Annotated in this window: 12 protein-coding genes; 7 read left to right on the plus strand and 5 right to left on the minus strand. The window is 42.0% G+C overall.

The genetic code is table 11. The features are described 5' to 3' along the window. The first annotated feature begins 139 nt into the window (after positions 1–139). The 5 genes from SNE26_RS02080 (at position 140) to SNE26_RS02100 (ending at position 8,455) form a co-directional block, all read left to right on the plus strand. The gene (locus SNE26_RS02080) at positions 140–1,174 is read left to right on the plus strand and encodes a FecR family protein (protein WP_321557725.1); all 1,035 of its coding nucleotides are present in this window, start codon (positions 140–142) and stop codon (positions 1,172–1,174) included. 266 nt (positions 1,175–1,440) lie between these two features. Then, the gene (locus SNE26_RS02085; RefSeq protein WP_321557726.1) at positions 1,441–4,857 is read left to right on the plus strand and encodes a TonB-dependent receptor; all 3,417 of its coding nucleotides are present in this window, start codon (positions 1,441–1,443) and stop codon (positions 4,855–4,857) included. Positions 4,858–4,874: 17 nt separating this feature from the next. Further along, complete coding sequence (locus tag SNE26_RS02090) at positions 4,875–6,371, plus strand: RagB/SusD family nutrient uptake outer membrane protein (RefSeq protein ID WP_321557727.1); 1,497 nt, start codon at positions 4,875–4,877, stop codon at positions 6,369–6,371. Positions 6,372–6,477: 106 nt separating this feature from the next. Next, entirely contained in the window at positions 6,478–7,713 is a 1,236-nt protein-coding gene (locus SNE26_RS02095) for a cytochrome c3 family protein (protein ID WP_321557728.1), read from the plus strand. A gap of 376 nt (positions 7,714–8,089) precedes the next feature. Further along, positions 8,090–8,455 (plus strand): hypothetical protein, encoded by a 366-nt coding sequence (locus SNE26_RS02100; RefSeq protein ID WP_321557729.1) that lies wholly within the window; start codon positions 8,090–8,092, stop codon positions 8,453–8,455. 161 nt (positions 8,456–8,616) lie between these two features. On the opposite strand, the gene SNE26_RS02105 is transcribed toward SNE26_RS02100, so the two are convergent. Together SNE26_RS02105 and SNE26_RS02110 are read right to left on the minus strand one after the other, a co-directional pair. Next, the gene (locus tag SNE26_RS02105) at positions 8,617–9,036 is read right to left on the minus strand and encodes an OsmC family peroxiredoxin (RefSeq protein ID WP_090523343.1); all 420 of its coding nucleotides are present in this window, start codon (positions 9,034–9,036) and stop codon (positions 8,617–8,619) included. Between the two features lie 116 nt (positions 9,037–9,152). Further along, positions 9,153–10,223: an NADH:flavin oxidoreductase/NADH oxidase gene (locus tag SNE26_RS02110; protein ID WP_321557730.1), complete on the minus strand. Its 1,071-nt coding sequence runs from the start codon at positions 10,221–10,223 to the stop codon at positions 9,153–9,155. Positions 10,224–10,829: 606 nt separating this feature from the next. On the opposite strand from SNE26_RS02110, the gene SNE26_RS02115 reads away from it, so the two are divergent. After that, a complete protein-coding gene (locus tag SNE26_RS02115; RefSeq protein ID WP_321557731.1) occupies positions 10,830–11,735 on the plus strand; it encodes a helix-turn-helix domain-containing protein in 906 nt (301 codons plus the stop codon). Between the two features lie 51 nt (positions 11,736–11,786). Then, complete coding sequence (locus SNE26_RS02120; protein ID WP_321557732.1) at positions 11,787–12,512, plus strand: SDR family oxidoreductase; 726 nt, start codon at positions 11,787–11,789, stop codon at positions 12,510–12,512. A gap of 450 nt (positions 12,513–12,962) precedes the next feature. Here SNE26_RS02120 and SNE26_RS02125 read toward each other — a convergent pair whose 3' ends face one another. The 3 genes from SNE26_RS02125 to SNE26_RS02135 form a co-directional block, all read right to left on the minus strand. Further along, entirely contained in the window at positions 12,963–13,838 is an 876-nt protein-coding gene (locus SNE26_RS02125) for an IS3 family transposase (protein ID WP_321554928.1), read from the minus strand. Positions 13,839–13,867: 29 nt separating this feature from the next. Continuing rightward, entirely contained in the window at positions 13,868–14,248 is a 381-nt protein-coding gene (locus SNE26_RS02130; RefSeq protein ID WP_321554927.1) for a hypothetical protein, read from the minus strand. A gap of 210 nt (positions 14,249–14,458) precedes the next feature. Next, complete coding sequence (locus SNE26_RS02135; protein ID WP_321557733.1) at positions 14,459–15,961, minus strand: MAC/perforin domain-containing protein; 1,503 nt, start codon at positions 15,959–15,961, stop codon at positions 14,459–14,461. Positions 15,962–16,316 lie beyond the last annotated feature (355 nt).

Genomic DNA, 16,316 nt, shown 5'->3' on the forward strand with positions numbered 1-16,316 from the left:
GTAATTTGGCTGTATTTCAGTGTGTTGGATAATTTGATGACACTCCCTGAATGTTTTTTAAAAAAATATTCAGGGAGTGTAGGGGGTACACTATCTCACAAACGTCATCTCATTTATAAACCGGAATTATTTTCTTTTCATGAAAGAACCTATACGCATTGATTTGCTCGAGAAATACATCAAAGGCGATTGCACCGAGGCCGAAATAGCTTTAATAAGGCAATGGTATTTCAGCTTTGAGCGTGAAAATGATCATGTTTCGGACCTGTCACCTACCGACGAGAAGCAACTGGAAGAAAATATCTACTTCCGTATTATTAGCAATCTTGATCTTGTGAATCGGCCGGTATCTGAAGAACAACCAAAAATTGTGTCGTTCCGCAAATGGTATACCGTAGCTGTTGCGGCTGTAGTTGTATTTGCTCTATCTGCTATAGCGGTTATTTATACCCAAAAAACAAAAGATCAGCATCTGGCAGCATCAGCGATAAGCGATGTACACCTGTTTAACATTAGCAATAATACGGGTCATATTTATAAAGTTACCTTGCCGGATAGCAGCGCGGTTTGGCTCAATCCATCGGCAAAGATCAGCTATCCTAACCTGTTTGCTCCCGATTCGAGGCAGGTGAGCATATCAGGCGAGTGCTTTTTTGAGGTGACCAAAAACCCTCAGCGCCCTTTTATTATCAGCAGCCGTTCCATAGTTACCAAAGTTTGGGGTACCAGTTTCCTGGTGCGCGACAATGAGCGGAGTAACGTAGCCGATGTATCTGTATTAACAGGTAAGGTTTCGGTAAGTGTTAAAACTAAAGGTAGTAACAATGCCATTACAACAAAGCTTACCGAAGATGAGGTGATGATCTATCCGCATCAAAAGGCGGTTTATCTGAATGATAAGCATACACTGACATCACAGGCGGTTGAAGTGAGATCAACGGTGAAACAGTACCAGCGCACGCATCTCGTGTTTGATAACAAGCCGCTTAAGGAGATCATCCCTGTACTTGATTCGAGCTTTAATGTAAATATCAAGGTAAGCAGCGAAAAGCTAAACCATTACATCCTGAACGCCGATTTTGATGGGTTTAACTTACCCGATGTGCTTAACGCGCTGAAAAAATCGCTCAATATTGATTACGCTATAGTAAATAACCATATAGAACTTAAATAACCAACCATTTAAACAAATCAAAAATTATAAGATGTACAAAAAACTACAAACCTAAAAGAAGAAGAAAAGTAAAATAACCCAGAAATGATCTGCATAAAAAAACTTAGAAGTGTTGCGAGCACCCCTAAGTTTTAAGGATCAAAAGCCCGTTCCGCTAAGAACACCTCAGGGAGGTGTGCGGGCTATTAATTGTCTCATTTTTAACAAAGAAACATAACAAATATATGAATTTTCGTTTACGAAGGCCCATACCGTGGGGTAAAATCATGAAGATCACTTTTAGCCAGATTCTGATAGCAATAATGGTAAGCAGCATAGCTTATTCAAGCCCGATTAAAGCTCAGGGGATCCTTAATAAAAAGGTAAATGTTACGCTCAGCAATACAACCATGCTTGAGGCTTTACAATACCTTCAAAAAAATAACAATGTAAAGTTTATTTACAGCACGAGTTCTTTAGACGCTGATAAGCACTTTTCATTAAACATCAATAACCAAACATTAAAAACCGTACTTGACCAGGTGTTTAAAGACAATGGTATCAATTACGATGTAATGAACGATAGGGTAGTACTTGAAAAAAAAGCAGCTACTGTACCTGCAATTAATCCTGCCGAACCTGGTGTTGTAATTACTGAGCAGGTTGCGGCTAACGTTACCATTACCGGTAAGGTTACCGATAATACAGGCCAGCCGGTTCCGGGAGCTACAGTTACCGAAAAAGGTACAACAAATGGTATCACTACCGGTGTTGACGGAGGCTACAAATTATCTGTTGCAGGTCCGGCTTCGGTTATCGTCGTACAATTTATTGGTTATGCTAAACAAGAAATTGTTGTTGGCAACCAAACAGTAATCAATGTTGTATTAACTGAAGATATAAAAACAATTAACGAAGTTGTGGTTGTAGGTTATGGTACGCAAAAACGTACTACAGTTACCGGCGCTATCAGTAGTGTTAAAGCAAGCGATCTGCAGGATCAGCAGGTTACCCGTGTTGACGATGCTTTGAAAGGCCGCGTTACCGGTGTTAGTGTTGTACAAAGCTCGGGTTCGCCGGGTTCTTCACCACAAATCAGGGTTAGGGGTGTTACCTCAAGGCAAAACAGCGATCCGTTATATGTAATTGACGGTATTGTGGTTGATAACGGCGGTTTGGATAACATCAACCCGAATGATGTTGAATCGATAGATGTATTGAAGGATGCGTCTGCCGCTATTTACGGTTCCCGTTCATCAAACGGTGTAATTATCGTTACTACCAAAAAAGGTAAAAAAGGCGATGCCCAAATTACCTACAACGGTTATGTTGGCATCCAGTCGCCGGTAAGCAAGCCTAAACTAACCAATGCAACTCAGTATGCTACTTTAAGGAATGAGTCATTAACTAATGATGGTAAGGCTGCCCCTTTTGCTAATCCATCATCCTATGGCACAGGTACTAACTGGCAAAATGAGATTTTTGAAGGTAATGCCATCATTCATAACCATAACCTGAGCATCAGCGGCGCTTCTGATAAAGCTAACTATTATACCTCATTCGGTTATCTTGATCAGCAGGGTGTGGTGATGCCTTCAATTTCGGGTTATAAGAAATTTAACTTCACGGTTAATACTTCATACAAACTAAAGAAATGGCTTACCGTAGGTGAAAACTTTACCTATGCGTACAGCAAAAACAAGGCTTTCGGTAACACCAATAGTGTATTCGGTGGTCCGCTAAGCTCTGCCTTAAATCTTGACCCGATTACGCCGGTTACTGTAAACAACGTTAGCGCCCAGCCAAATCAGGGTGATTATGCTAATGCAAACATCATCCGCAATGCGCAAGGCTTACCTTACGGTATTTCAGGCTATGTGGGCCAGGAAATCACTAATCCGTTTGCCTACGCACAAACAATTACGGGTAACTATAACGATGCTACCAACCTTTTAGGTAGTGCTTTTGTTGAGGTTGAACCTATCCGCGGCTTAAAGATCCGTTCGCAGATCAGCGCTAAACAGGCTTACTATGGTTCTGATGCTTTTACGCCATTGTATTACCTTAACTCAAGTACGTCAAATACAACAACATCGCAGGTAACCGCTTATAACAGGAACCTTACCTGGAACTGGGATAACACAGCTACCTACACCCGTTCATTTGGTAAACACAACCTTACCGCTTTAGTAGGTACCAGTGCGCAAAAAACTACTTCATCAGGTTTACAGGGAACATTTTTGGGCGAGCCGGTAGGTTCACTTGACGATGCCTCTATAAACTTCGCTTTGCCGGCGGCCAACCGGATTGCAGCAAGTGCACTTGGTTTAGATGCTGTACAGCCACATACCTTGGCATCATATTTTGGCAGGGTAACTTATGACTACGATCAAAAATACCTTTTCTCAGGTATTATCCGTCGTGATGGTTCATCAAAATTTGGTAGCAACAACATTTACGGTGTATTCCCGGCCGGTCAAATCGGCTACGTAATGAGCCGTGAAGACTGGTTCCCTAAAAATTCATTTGTTGATTTCTTCAAACTGCGCGCTTCATACGGCTCGGTAGGTAACGAAATGGCGCTCCAGCCGTTCAGGTATGCTGCTACAATTGGCAGCGGCCGTAACGCAGTATTTGGTGATCAGGTTTATATCGGCTACAGTCCTAACGCGCCGGCAAACCCTAACCTGAAATGGGAAGAAACCCATACTACCGATATCGGTTTTGATGCAACCCTGTTAAACAACCTGAGCGTAACTGTTGATGTATACCGCAAGCTTACCAAAGGTATGTTACAGCAGGTATCATTGCCTTCATATGCAGGTTTCTCTGATCAGCCTTATGATAACGTAGGTGATATGGAGAATAAAGGTATTGAGTTAAGCCTTGGCTATAATAACAAGATAGGTGATTTTAGCTATAACGTAGGCGGCAATATCTCTTACAACAAAAACACTGTATTGAGCTTAGGCAACCAGATAGATCATTTTACACTTGGTACCGTACAAAGCTCAACTTATGAAATTGGCCGTGTTACTCCGGGGCAACCTTTAGGCGAATTTTATGGTTTCAAAGAACTGGGTGTATTCCATTCGCAGGCCGAAATTGATTCGTATACCAAAAATGGCCAGTTGATCCAGCCAAACGCTAAGCCAGGTGATTTTAAATGGCAGGATACCGATGGTGATGGCAAAATAACCCAGGCCGACCGCCAGTTTTTAGGTAACCCGCTGCCAACTTTCACGTATGGTATTAACCTGAGTGCCAACTACAAAAACTTTGATTTCAAACTGTTTGGACAAGGTGTTTGGGGCAACAAAATTTATCAGGCTTACCGCAGGTTAGATATACCAGCTGCCAACTATCCAATTGAAGCGCTTAACGCGTGGACAACTACCAACAGCAGCAGCAACTACCCGCGTTTAAGTGATGCCGACCCGAACAATAACTTCAAAAACCCATCAAACTTTTACCTGCAAAATGGTGCGTACTTCCGTATCAAAACTTTGCAGTTGGGTTACAGCTTACCGGCAGCATGGTTAAAAGCAGCCGATGTTAAGAGGGTTAGAGTATTCCTGAGCAGTAATAACCTGGTAACAATTACAGGTTACAAAGGATATGATCCTGAAATAAGCGGCGGTATTGATATGGGCATTTACCCTCAGGCACGCACATTTATGGCAGGTTTGGATATTACTTTATAACAGAAATTACAATTATCATGAAATCGAAATATTATCTATATACAGGGATTGTTTTATTGGGGATGGGTACGATAGTATCTTGTAAAAAATCATTCCTTGAGCTTGATCCTAAAGGGCAATTTTTAGAGTCAAACTATTATTCTACCCCCGATGAGGCACTTACAGCAGTTGTGGCGGCTTATGATCCGTTGGTTACAGAAACCGGCGGTATCGATAACACTTACTCTGATCCGCTTGGTGCGCTTAACTCAGCATCTGATGATTGCTATGCAGGTGGCGGCAGCTCGTCTGATGTACCTCAGTGGCAGGCAATCAATAATTACACACTTACGCCGGCATTAGGTCCGCAAAACCAGTTTTGGGCAATTAACTTTCAGGGCGTAAACCGTACGGATGTATTACTTGCAAATTTGCCAAAGGCAGTAGGTTTAAGCGCGGATGTATTGAAACGCTATACTGCCGAAGGCCAGTTTTTACGTGCGCATTATTATTTTGACCTGATAAGGTTGTTTAAAAATGTACCACTGATATTAACCACACTGAACATTACTAACGTATATGATCAGCCACAGGCAACTCCTGAAGCTGTTTATGCGCAGATTGAAACCGACCTTAAAGCGGCAATAACAGGCTTGCCAACTACTGTTCCGGCAACAGAAGGCGGTCGTGTTACGCAGGGTGCTGCCAAAGCTTTGTTGGGTAAAGTTTATCTGTATGAAAAGAAATGGGCAGACGCTGCCGCTATGCTGCAGGATGTGAATACCAACTACGGCTATAAACTGTTGCCGAATTTTGGCGATGTTTTCAGCCCTAAAAACAAGTTTAACAGTGAATCGATTTTTGAATTGGTTCACTCAGGCTCACAAAGCTATACCTGGAGCAACTGGAACCAGTTTAAATCGAACATCTACACCCAGATGATTGGTCCGCGTAGCTATACCGGCCCGGTGTATTATGGTGGGGGTTATGGTTTTAATCCGGTAACAACCCAACTGGCTACCGCTTTAAAAGGCGATCCGCGTTATGGTTATACCGTTGTTAACATTGACAGTTTAACTAAAGCTACCAAAACCAGTTATTCACCAAGCTACCAAAATACAGGTTATTTTATTCAGAAGTATGCACCTGTATTGGCTAATAAAGTTACCACAGGTACTACAGATTTGAACTGGCCTAACGATTACATCGAGATCCGTTTGGCTGATACCTACCTGATGGAGGCCGAAGCCGAATTGAACGGCGGCGGTGATCAGGGCCGTGCACAAACATTGTACAATGCAGTGCGTGCCCGTGTTGGTTTAGCTTCAAAACCTGCTACGCTTCAAAATATCTATGATGAGCGCAGACTTGAGCTGGCTACCGAAGGCCATCGTTGGTTTGACCTTGTACGCTGGGGACAAGCACCAACCGTGCTTGCATCTAAAGGCTTTAAAGCAGGTGTTAATGAGATTTTACCAATCCCGTTAAATGAAACACTTAACGGTACCAAGCTTAAACAAAATCCGGGTTATTAATTTAACCCTTATAATCAATAAAAAGGCTGTCATGTTACATGGCAGCCTTTTTATCTTTATATAGAGGGGCATTACATTGGCTTTTCAATTTTTAGCAGGTAATTTTATGCTTAAGCAGCGCACATTCTTTTTGGCTTTATTGTTACTGATACCATTGAGCTTTTTGTTGGTACAATGCCTGAGCGATAAGCCGCAGGACCCGCGAGCCGAGATCTTTGCCGGGTCAGCAAGTTGTGAAAAATGCCATAAGGATGTTTACGACAGTTACCTGCATACAGCACACTACCTTTCATCACGACCAACAACACCTGATATTGTACACGGGAGTTTTGATCCACACAGTAACACTCTGCAATATGCAGATGGTGCTGTAGTTAAAATGGAGAAACGCAATGGGGAACTGTACCAGGTGAGTTACGCCAATGGCAAAGAGGCCCTTGCTCATAAAATGGATATCACTTTTGGTGTAAACAAGGCCCAAACTTACATGTACTGGCAGGGTAAGCAATTGCTTGAATTGCCGGTATCTTACTTTAGTGCTGTTCATGGCTGGGCGAATAGTCCGGGTTATGATGGTGATAAACCTGATTTTAACAGACCTATTTTGCAAAGATGTTTTGAGTGCCATGCATCGTTCGTCAGGCAGGCATCGCCACAAAATGTTGATATGCAAAACCGTAAGGTTGAGTTTGAACCTGCATCTGTCATTTATGGCATTGATTGTGAACGCTGTCATGGCCCCGCTGCCAATCACGTGAATTACCACGAGGCTTATCCGGAAGAAAAGCAAGCAAAATATATTATCCGTTTTGTATCGCTTACCCGTGCTCAAAAAATGGATGCCTGCGGGGTTTGTCATTCGAGCAGTAAGCAGGCTTTCCAGATATCAACCTTTAAATTTAAAATGGGAGATACGCTTGCCCGGTTCAAGGAGCCGGATTATTTGAATATTCAAACCAACGCAGCTTCGCTTGATGTGCACGGCAACCAGAACGGTCTGCTAACCGCCAGCAAGTGTTATATAATGAGCAATATGGATTGCAGTACATGCCATAACACGCATGTAAATAATGGTGGAAACCTTGCCCTGTATTCAAAAAAATGTATGACCTGCCATACCGAATCCAATCACAATTTTTGCAAAGTAGCGCCTAAGCTAAGCGCGATGATGCAAAACAACTGTATCGATTGCCATATGCCGCTTAAGCCATCAAATACCATTGCTGTAAATGATACCGCGAATAAAAAATCATCGCCATACATGGTGCGCACTCACCGCATTGCTATCTATCCAAATGAAACTAAAAAGATATTGGCGTTTTTGCAAGCTGCCGGGAAGTAGCTTTTGGCTTACAAGCTGTTTTGAAAAAAGAAAATATTTTGTAGAGACGCATAATTGCGTCTCACGTAGGACAAGCCAATTTCAAAAGGTGTCTCAGTTGCCGTAAATTGCAGGCGTGAGACGCAATTATGCGTCTCTACATTCAAAACCATCGTTTTAAACAGCCTTTTAGCAAATAAACAAGTATGTGAAGCAATCGCACGTAAGCAATGCCGCCCTGTATAGCATGCGATTGCTTCGTGCCTTGCAATGACATGTTTTTTTCTCCCCGACACCATGGTTTTGAGAAGTGACCATGATCACTTTTTTTACGCGCCACGATCATGGTACAGGCAAGCCGTACCGGCCATCTTTGTATTATTAAAAGATAACAATCATGGCAACTTTAAAAATAAATGCTCCTGAATGGGCCGCTGCAAATACCAATACAGTTAACACAGCCAATATTAAAACAGGCAACAATATCTGGAATAAGTTAATTGCCTTTGCCGACAGTCAGGCCCCCAACAGAACTGCCTGGTTCATGTTTTCATTGATATCACAGGGTGTGCTTTTTTTACCTGTACCTGCTTTTCTGCTGTATTATTACAATGCTCCTATAGCTATACTGGCTATAACCCTTGTACTATTTTTTGCCAACATTATAGCAGGCATGGGCGGCTCTGGTATCCGTACGTTGCTTGGCTTTTTTGCATTCAGCGTTCTGGTACATATTACCATGCTGCTTGTATTTATATTGTAACATAGCTTATTGAAACCCTATTTAGCAATGTGCTGAAAGGCCACCGGTTTAACCGGCGGCCTTGTTGTATTAAAAGGGCAGGTGCAGGATGACAAGAGAATGTAAACAAAAAAGGGATTGTGCATTGCGCAATCCCTTTTTTGTTAGTTTATAAAATGTAATTAAGCGTAAGTAACACTTAAAGTAATTGGCACGCTCAGCGCTTTTGAAATAATGCAGTTAGCTTTGGCGCCTTCGGCAATTTCTTTAAATTGTTCTTCAGAAACACCATCAATTGCTGATCCTTTTATTTCTAAATGGATGCCTGTAACCTCTAAGGCTTGCATATCAAGGTCAAGGATTGCATCGGTGGTTAAATCGTTAGGGGTAAAACCTGCCTGGGTTAAAGCAGCGCCAACAGCCATAGTAAAACAGCCTGCGTGAGCGGCAGCTAATAATTCTTCCGGGTTGGTGCCAATACCATCGGCAAAGCGGGTTTTAAATGAATACTGGGTTTTGTTTAATACGGTGCTCTGGGTAGTGATCTCTCCCTGGCCTGCCTGTAATGTACCGTTCCAATGGGCGTTTGCTGTACGTTTCATAGTGTGTTGTTTTTGTGTATTTAGTTCATAGTTTATGGTTCATAGTTCATGGCTTAATTTGTGAGGCATTAGTTTCAGGGTTTGCTATGAACCATGAACTATTACCCGTGAACCAATTAATGCCATTTAGCCCGTTCATACTGTACCGGCCATTTTATTTCCTCGCCAAGTTCATGTGCGGCGCGTAGTGCAAAATGCGGATCACGAAGCATTTCTCTTGCAAAAAACACAAGATCGGCGCGTTCGTTTTCTATAATTTCATTAGCCTGGTCCGATTTGGTGATCAAACCTACCGTACCTGTAAGTATACCGCTTTCTTTTTTAACTTTTTCGGCAAATTCAACTTGATAACCTGGCGTTAATGGGATTTTAACATTTGGTATGTTGCCGCCCGTTGAGCAGTCAATCAAATCAACACCTTTACCTTTTAAAATATTGGCTAAAGCAACAGAGTCACCGGCTGTCCAGCCGCCTTCTACCCATTCGGTTGCCGAGATCCGTACAAACAGCAGGTTCTCTTCAGGCCAAACTTCTTTAATACCTTCAATTATTTCGAGGGGCAAGCGAATGCGGTTTTCAAAACTGCCGCCATATTCATCTGTACGTTGGTTACTGAATGGTGAAAGAAACTGGTTGATCAGGTAACCGTGGGCTCCATGCAGCTCTATTACCTGGAAACCGGCAGCAACAGCCCTTACGGCAGCAGCTTTAAAATCTGCTTTCACTTTTTCGATTCCTGCTTTATCTAAAGCTACAGGTGGTTCTTCATTTTCAGCAAAAGGAACAGCGCTTGCCGAAACGCTTTGCCAGCCATTTGGCTGATCGGCAGGGATCTGTTTGCCGCCGTTCCATGGTTCCTGGTGACTTGCCTTACGCCCTGCATGCGCCAGCTGCGTACCGGGAACAGCGCCCTGCGCTTTGATGAAATCAGTGATCTGTTTTAGTTTTTCGATGTGCTCGTCTTTATACAAACCCAGATCGGCAAAGGTAATGCGTCCTTCGGGTGATACTGCTGCGGCTTCGGTAATGATTAGTCCTGCGCCGCCTGTCGCAAAGCTGCCAAGGTGTACCAGGTGCCAGTCGTTAGCAAAGCCATCCTGGCTTGAATACTCGCACATAGGCGATACTACGATGCGGTTTTTTAGTTCGATGTTTTTTATTTTAAGCGGAGAAAATAATGTAGACATGTCTTTTGTTTTTGCAAATATGCGTACTAACAAGCAGTGCGTATGTACTGTTTTTGTAAAATGATATTGCAGTGAGAGGGGAGAGTTGTTTTGTGCCAGGGATCACTTTGTTATGGGTAGTGATTAAATCCGGCGGATTCTGAAGGTGAAATAACATTCTCCACCCGTCATTGCGAGTATCCATCAGGGAAATCCTGAAAAAAATCGTAATGACCTATAAAATATCTTAGCGATAGCGCGCGCGGGCCGCATTAGTGATAGGAGCGGATACCGTCCGCCAACTGGCGGATAATGCCTGGTGCAGTATGAGCACGGCCCGTTAGCTAACGGGAACGCCCGTATTTATAAAATCACTCCAAAAAATACAATTAATAATCAATATCTTACAATCACATCATTATAAGGTACGAAGCAATTAGCCTCACTCAACTCTTCAAAGAAGAGGGCTTTAAACATTTTTGAAGTCTACACTTCTGGGGGAGATTTAAGGGGGCTAATTGCTTCGTGCCCCGCAATGGCGTTTTGAGGATTTACGATAAAACAAACATTTACAATCCGCTGTTGGTTGGCTGCTTACACCATATCAAAAATTGCGTACTTTGCTTTATGCCTGTTTTAACTACACCCGAAAAAAACGTTATCCCTACTTTTACCCTGCAACAGAACAATGAGCAGGGTAATACCATGATACATATGTGCGAAGCATTGCAGCACTGCAGCGAGTTCTGGCTCGATCCGGCATTTCTGCAGCCTCACCGTAAGGATTATTACCTGTTTGTATTGGTTAAAAGCGGTGCTAACAGGCACTGGATAGATTTTGTACCTTATACCGTAAAGCCCGATACTTTTTATTTTACCGTACCGCAGCAGGTACACCTCAAGGAGCATTCGGGGCCTACAGCGGGCCTGATAATGAGCTTTACCGACGAGTTTTTGCAGCTGGAAGATAACCGCATACTTCAACAGCTTCCCATAATCCAAAACCCTGCTGCCGCGCACGAAATAAAGCTTAGCCCTGCCGATCTTACTTTTATAGAAGATACGATGCGCAAAATGCTGGTTGAGTTTAAAGCTGATGGTACCTGGCGCAACCAGATGCTTAGCTCCTGGATGCGGGTACTGGTTATATACCTGAGCAGGTTGTACAGCGAGCAGTATAATGAAACCTGCATCACCCTAAATTATTGCCTGCTTAAAAGTTTCCAGGCGCTGATAGCCGAGCATTATACCACTCAGCATGATGTTGCCGCCTATGCCGAAAAGCTGAATTTAACTCCCGGTCACCTTACCGATGTTATTAAACAGCAAAGCGGCAAAACGGCTATCACTCACATTCACGAGCGACTGATTGTTGAGGCTAAACGCCGCCTGCTGCATACCGAACTATCGGTAAAGCAAATTGCCGATGAGCTTGGTTTTGAGGATGCCGCTTACTTTAACCGCTTTTTTAAACGCCTTACCGATACCACGCCCATAGCCTTCAGGATGCAAATCCGGGAAATGTACAGTTAATGCCCTGCTATGTGCAGCGGGATAATTACCGGGCCTCCATAGCTTTGTATTATGGAAAAGCAAACAGTTTTAATAACCGGCGCTAATAAAGGTATCGGTTTAGAAAGCGCCCGTCAGCTGGCCCAGGCCGGTTACTACATTTACCTGGGCAGCCGTGATCAGGATAGGGGCAAAAAAGCCGTTGAGCAGCTTAAAGCCGAAGGTTTAAATGATGTTGAACTATTACTGATAGATGTTACCAACGAGGCATCGGTACAAAAAGCCCATGATGAACTGGCCGCCAAAATAGATCACCTGGATGTGCTCATCAATAATGCCGGGATCCCCGGCGCGTTCCCGCAGAAAGCCGACACCGTGAGCGACGATATCATGAAAGAGGTTTTTGAGGTTAACTTTTTCGGGGTGATCCGTACGGTGCGTATTTTTATCGATCTGGTTAAAAAGTCGCCAAACCCACGGATTGTGAACGTAACATCCGATCTGGGTTCATTAACTTATCATAACGACCCAAACTGGGAGCATTATGAGGTTAAGTCGGCAGCTTATGGGCCGTCGAAAACTGCACTGAACGCTTATTCCGTAGCATTAGCCTACGACCTTAAAGATCAGGTTAAAGTAAACATGGTAAACCCCGGCTACACCAATACCGAATTTAACGGCAACCGAGGCCCAAAACCGGTAGAAGACGGCGCAGCACCGATAGTTAAATACGCCATGATAGGCCCCGACGGCCCAACAGGCAAATACTTCAGCGATTATGGTGAAAGCCCGTGGTAGGCGGATAGAGTCAAGATTCAAGAGGTCAAGAATCAAGAAGAAAGAGGCAAGAAGAAAAACAAGTCTTCACCATCCGTCATTGCGAGGTACGAAGCAATCGCGAACATACAGAGAGGCTATGCAAGTACCCCTGTACAGTTCGCGATTGCTTACCGATACACAAGCCCGCACCACCCGTCATTGCACGAAGCAATCCCCGACCTACAGAGCAGCCGTGCAAGTACCCCTGTACAGTTCGCGATTGCTTCGTGCCTCTGTATCGTCCTAAAATAAGTTTACAGTTTAATTGATTAATCCTGCTATAGGTTTACATTATTGATTAGTCCTAAAATAGGTTTACAGATTGACATTTTTTGAATTATAATAACTTGTATCGTCCTAAAATAAGTTTACAGTTTAATTGATTAATCCTGCTATAGGTTTACATTATTGATTAGTCCTAAAATAGGTTTACAGATTGACATTTTTTGAATTATAATAACTTTTCCAATTTCGCTGTACAGATAGGTTATTTTGATGTACGATCTCAGGTGTAAGCATATTGCAACTCATGTGAGGCCTTAGCTTATTATAAGTGTTTACAGACTTAGCTAAAAGTTCCATAACCTGGTTTTTATCATTAAGTATATGATGTTCCAGGTACTCCTGTTTCATTATTCCATTTATCCGTTCCGCTACTGCGTTCTCTAAAGGGTCTCCGTTTTCGGTCATGCTGATGATTATTTCATTGTCCTGTAATAGCTTTACATAATCATAGCTACAGTACTGAACACCTCTGTCTGAATGATGTATTAAGCCAGTCAAAGGCTGGTCACTTTCTTTAATGGCCATTTGTAAAGCACTAAGTGTGTGAACTGCATCCAGTGTATCAGCGGCATGATAGCCGACGATCTTTTTACTATAGGCATCCGTTATAAAACTGATATAAACGAATCCCTTCTTTGTCCTGTAGTAAGTGATATCTGACACCCATATTTCGTTCACTTTAGTCGGAATAATTTCTCTTATGCAATTAGGATATTTTCTTAGCCAATGAAAAGATTGAGTAGTATGTATGCGCCGCCTTTTCTTTCTAACTAACAAGTAGTGAGCAGCAAGCAGATCAAAAAGCGCATCCCTGCCCATTTTTATCCGGTGCTCAAGCAAAAAAGGCTGCAGCAAAACATAGAGTTTTTTACCGCCAATAATCGGATGTATGGCCCTTATTGCCCGGACCTCATTTAATAATATTTCCTGCTCAAAGCTTATCGCTTCTGTCTCCCAAAAATGCTGGTAATAGGCCTGCCGGGTAACTCCAAGTAAACAACAGCACTTCACCAGGCTCATCCCAGGGTAGCTGTCTTTAATCTCACGGATTACTTGGTATCGGACTTTTTTCGGATATTGATCTTAAGATCTCTTTCGGCCACTTCTATCATTTTACGATAAAGCTCCTTCTCCAGCAATGCATCTTCAAGTTGCTTTTTTAATAACTTAATTGATGCGCTGTTTTCGGCCGGGACATCCTGATCTTTCTTGGTTGGCATATCATTCGAAGATACATAAATTGTTTTCTTCATCTCCAATCCGAATGATTTGAGCCAAAACGCAATACGGCTATTGCCTAATTTGTATTTCCTTTCAATCGTTGTTCGGCTTTCCTGACCTTCTAAATATTCTTGACAAACTTTACGCTTAAACTCCTCGCTGTACTGGCTTTGCCATTTGCTGCCATACACTTTTGAATATCTTTCCATTTTTGTTTACTGTTGTGTAAACCTATTTTAGGACAAGACAGATACTATACAGGGCGAACTCGCTTAAAGTCACGAGTACGCGACGCTTTTTCTTATACTGCATATTCTCGCCAGTTTGGAACGCTTGAGGCAGCCGTTTTTAAAAAGCAAAAAGGCTGTCTCCAATATTAGGAAACAGCCTCTTTGCTTAAAAAATATTTCTTTTAAGGGTTAGTAAAGATCAGGAGTTATCACAAAAGTTTCCCATCCTCCAGGTACTGTTGATCCAGACTTGCAATTAACTATACCTCCGCCGCTATTGTTAGAAGAAGTAAATCCACGGGCATCCATTCTTAAATATGTACCGAATTTGGCAGATTGTATTACATAGGTGCCGTTGCTTTGTTTGATTATTTTGAATTTTTCGTAATCTGAAGCACCGTTCTGTAGGTTTACAACTCCTCCTCCATCATTATTATTAGGCACATTTCGTCCATCCATTCTTAAAAATAATCCAGGAAAACGATTTGATTCTATAGTATAGGTCCCGTCGGCTTGTTTTGCAAATAATACTTTTTCAAAAGCACTTGCTGTATACTGGCAATTAACCACACCGCTACCATCCGTGTTTGAAACAAAATTTTCACCGTTAAGCCTTAAAAAAATATTGTAAAAGGTACTTGATTTTACGGTAGCCAAAGTATTTGAAAGGTGAACATGCTTGTTTGCTAAATATTGATTAATGTAATTTTTAACAGCTGTACTTTTAGTCGGGTCATCAATAAGATCAGATAACAAAATGAGATTTGTTGAACTGTTACCTAATTGAATAAACGCTGCATTTTCACGAGTACAGCTGCTTTGCCAGTTGCCTATATTTACGGCCGGAGTTGATTCAAGCGGCTTCATATCACCTAAAAGCAATCCCTTGCTGCCATCCCCTCCAACAGTTTCATAGCGCAGGGTTTGATCAAAGTTTGAGTTTATCAATGAATCTTGATAAGCTATGCTGGTTGAAGCACCAAAAATTCCAAATAATCCTTTTGCTTCAGCTCCAGCTTTTGCCGATAAAGCCCTGTCTTTAATTGTGGTTTGAGAGCGGTAATATAAACTTAACTTAGCACCTAAAATTATGTCTGTTAAAACGTGCGTACCATACTTCGTCACAAGTTGCTGAGCGGTCATACTGTTCACATCTGATTTAAACACAGGGGTTAGATAGCTGGATTTTATCAAACTTAAAGGGGCATCAAATTTAAGTCGCTTTTGCCTGATCAACATTGAAGCATCAGCATAAGAATATTTTGAAGATAAAGAACCAAATTCACGGAACTTTTCATTGATCGTACCACTAAATGCACCAACTGTTAAGGAAGCACCTGTTGAATAAGAAAGGTTTTGTGAATAATCTTCTGCTGTCGAGCCTGAATGGGATTCAAAATACTGCGTTACATTCAAATCGGTAACGAACCTGTTTGGCTCTGCCAGAGCTATCTTAGCGATGTCTACAACCTGATAAGTAGTTGAGTTTGAACTTGCATATTCGCCGGTTACATCATAGCCAAAACCCAGCAGGTCGTAAGGACCAACCCCTGCATCACGGGTAGCCAGTTTTGAAGGTTTTTCATTTGTTTCAGGTACCAGTGCAAGCTCTTTCTTGCAACTTGTTAGCATAGAGGCAGAGGTAATGAACATCCCTGCTAATAAAACTTTAAGGTTTAGATTTTTAATCATAATAATTATTATTAATGTGCCGCGAAATAAAGAAAAAAATATTTAAGTATTGTATTTAATTGAAAATATACATTAATGTATGGTTAATAAACTTACGATGTAAGCTATTTACTGGGTAATATGTTGAATAAGTGGTTTGTATTGAAGAATGTTTTAAACTAATAGTTTCTTAATAAATGAGTTTTGGATTGAAAAAAATAAGACTATATGAGAGGTGAAATGATTTAATTATCTTATTTTCACTTATTTAATATAGATGTATAAGCTAATTAAAATGGCATGAGGCAATGAGCTTTCAAGCCTACAATCGGTGCCCGTTTAGGCGCGAGTATCAAAGTCACGGGCCCCCGTCCGC

It is taken from the genome of Mucilaginibacter sp. cycad4, from assembly GCF_034263275.1.
In the GTDB taxonomy this organism is placed as follows: domain Bacteria; phylum Bacteroidota; class Bacteroidia; order Sphingobacteriales; family Sphingobacteriaceae; genus Mucilaginibacter.

Bases quoted from the DNA above. Each gene is read 5' to 3' on its own strand.
- SNE26_RS02090 (WP_321557727.1), top strand. From the start codon at position 4,875: ATGAAATCGAAATATTATCTATATACAGGGATTGTTTTATTGGGGATG.
- SNE26_RS02115 (WP_321557731.1), top strand. From the start codon at position 10,830: ATGCCTGTTTTAACTACACCCGAAAAAAACGTTATCCCTACTTTTACC.
- SNE26_RS02130 (WP_321554927.1), bottom strand. From the start codon at position 14,248: ATGGAAAGATATTCAAAAGTGTATGGCAGCAAATGGCAAAGCCAGTAC.
- SNE26_RS02125 (WP_321554928.1), bottom strand. From the start codon at position 13,838: ATGAGCCTGGTGAAGTGCTGTTGTTTACTTGGAGTTACCCGGCAGGCC.
- SNE26_RS02135 (WP_321557733.1), bottom strand. From the start codon at position 15,961: ATGATTAAAAATCTAAACCTTAAAGTTTTATTAGCAGGGATGTTCATT.
- SNE26_RS02105 (WP_090523343.1), bottom strand. From the start codon at position 9,036: ATGAAACGTACAGCAAACGCCCATTGGAACGGTACATTACAGGCAGGC.
- SNE26_RS02100 (WP_321557729.1), top strand. From the start codon at position 8,090: ATGGCAACTTTAAAAATAAATGCTCCTGAATGGGCCGCTGCAAATACC.
- SNE26_RS02120 (WP_321557732.1), top strand. From the start codon at position 11,787: ATGGAAAAGCAAACAGTTTTAATAACCGGCGCTAATAAAGGTATCGGT.
- SNE26_RS02080 (WP_321557725.1), top strand. From the start codon at position 140: ATGAAAGAACCTATACGCATTGATTTGCTCGAGAAATACATCAAAGGC.
- SNE26_RS02095 (WP_321557728.1), top strand. From the start codon at position 6,478: ATGCTTAAGCAGCGCACATTCTTTTTGGCTTTATTGTTACTGATACCA.
- SNE26_RS02085 (WP_321557726.1), top strand. From the start codon at position 1,441: ATGAAGATCACTTTTAGCCAGATTCTGATAGCAATAATGGTAAGCAGC.
- SNE26_RS02110 (WP_321557730.1), bottom strand. From the start codon at position 10,223: ATGTCTACATTATTTTCTCCGCTTAAAATAAAAAACATCGAACTAAAA.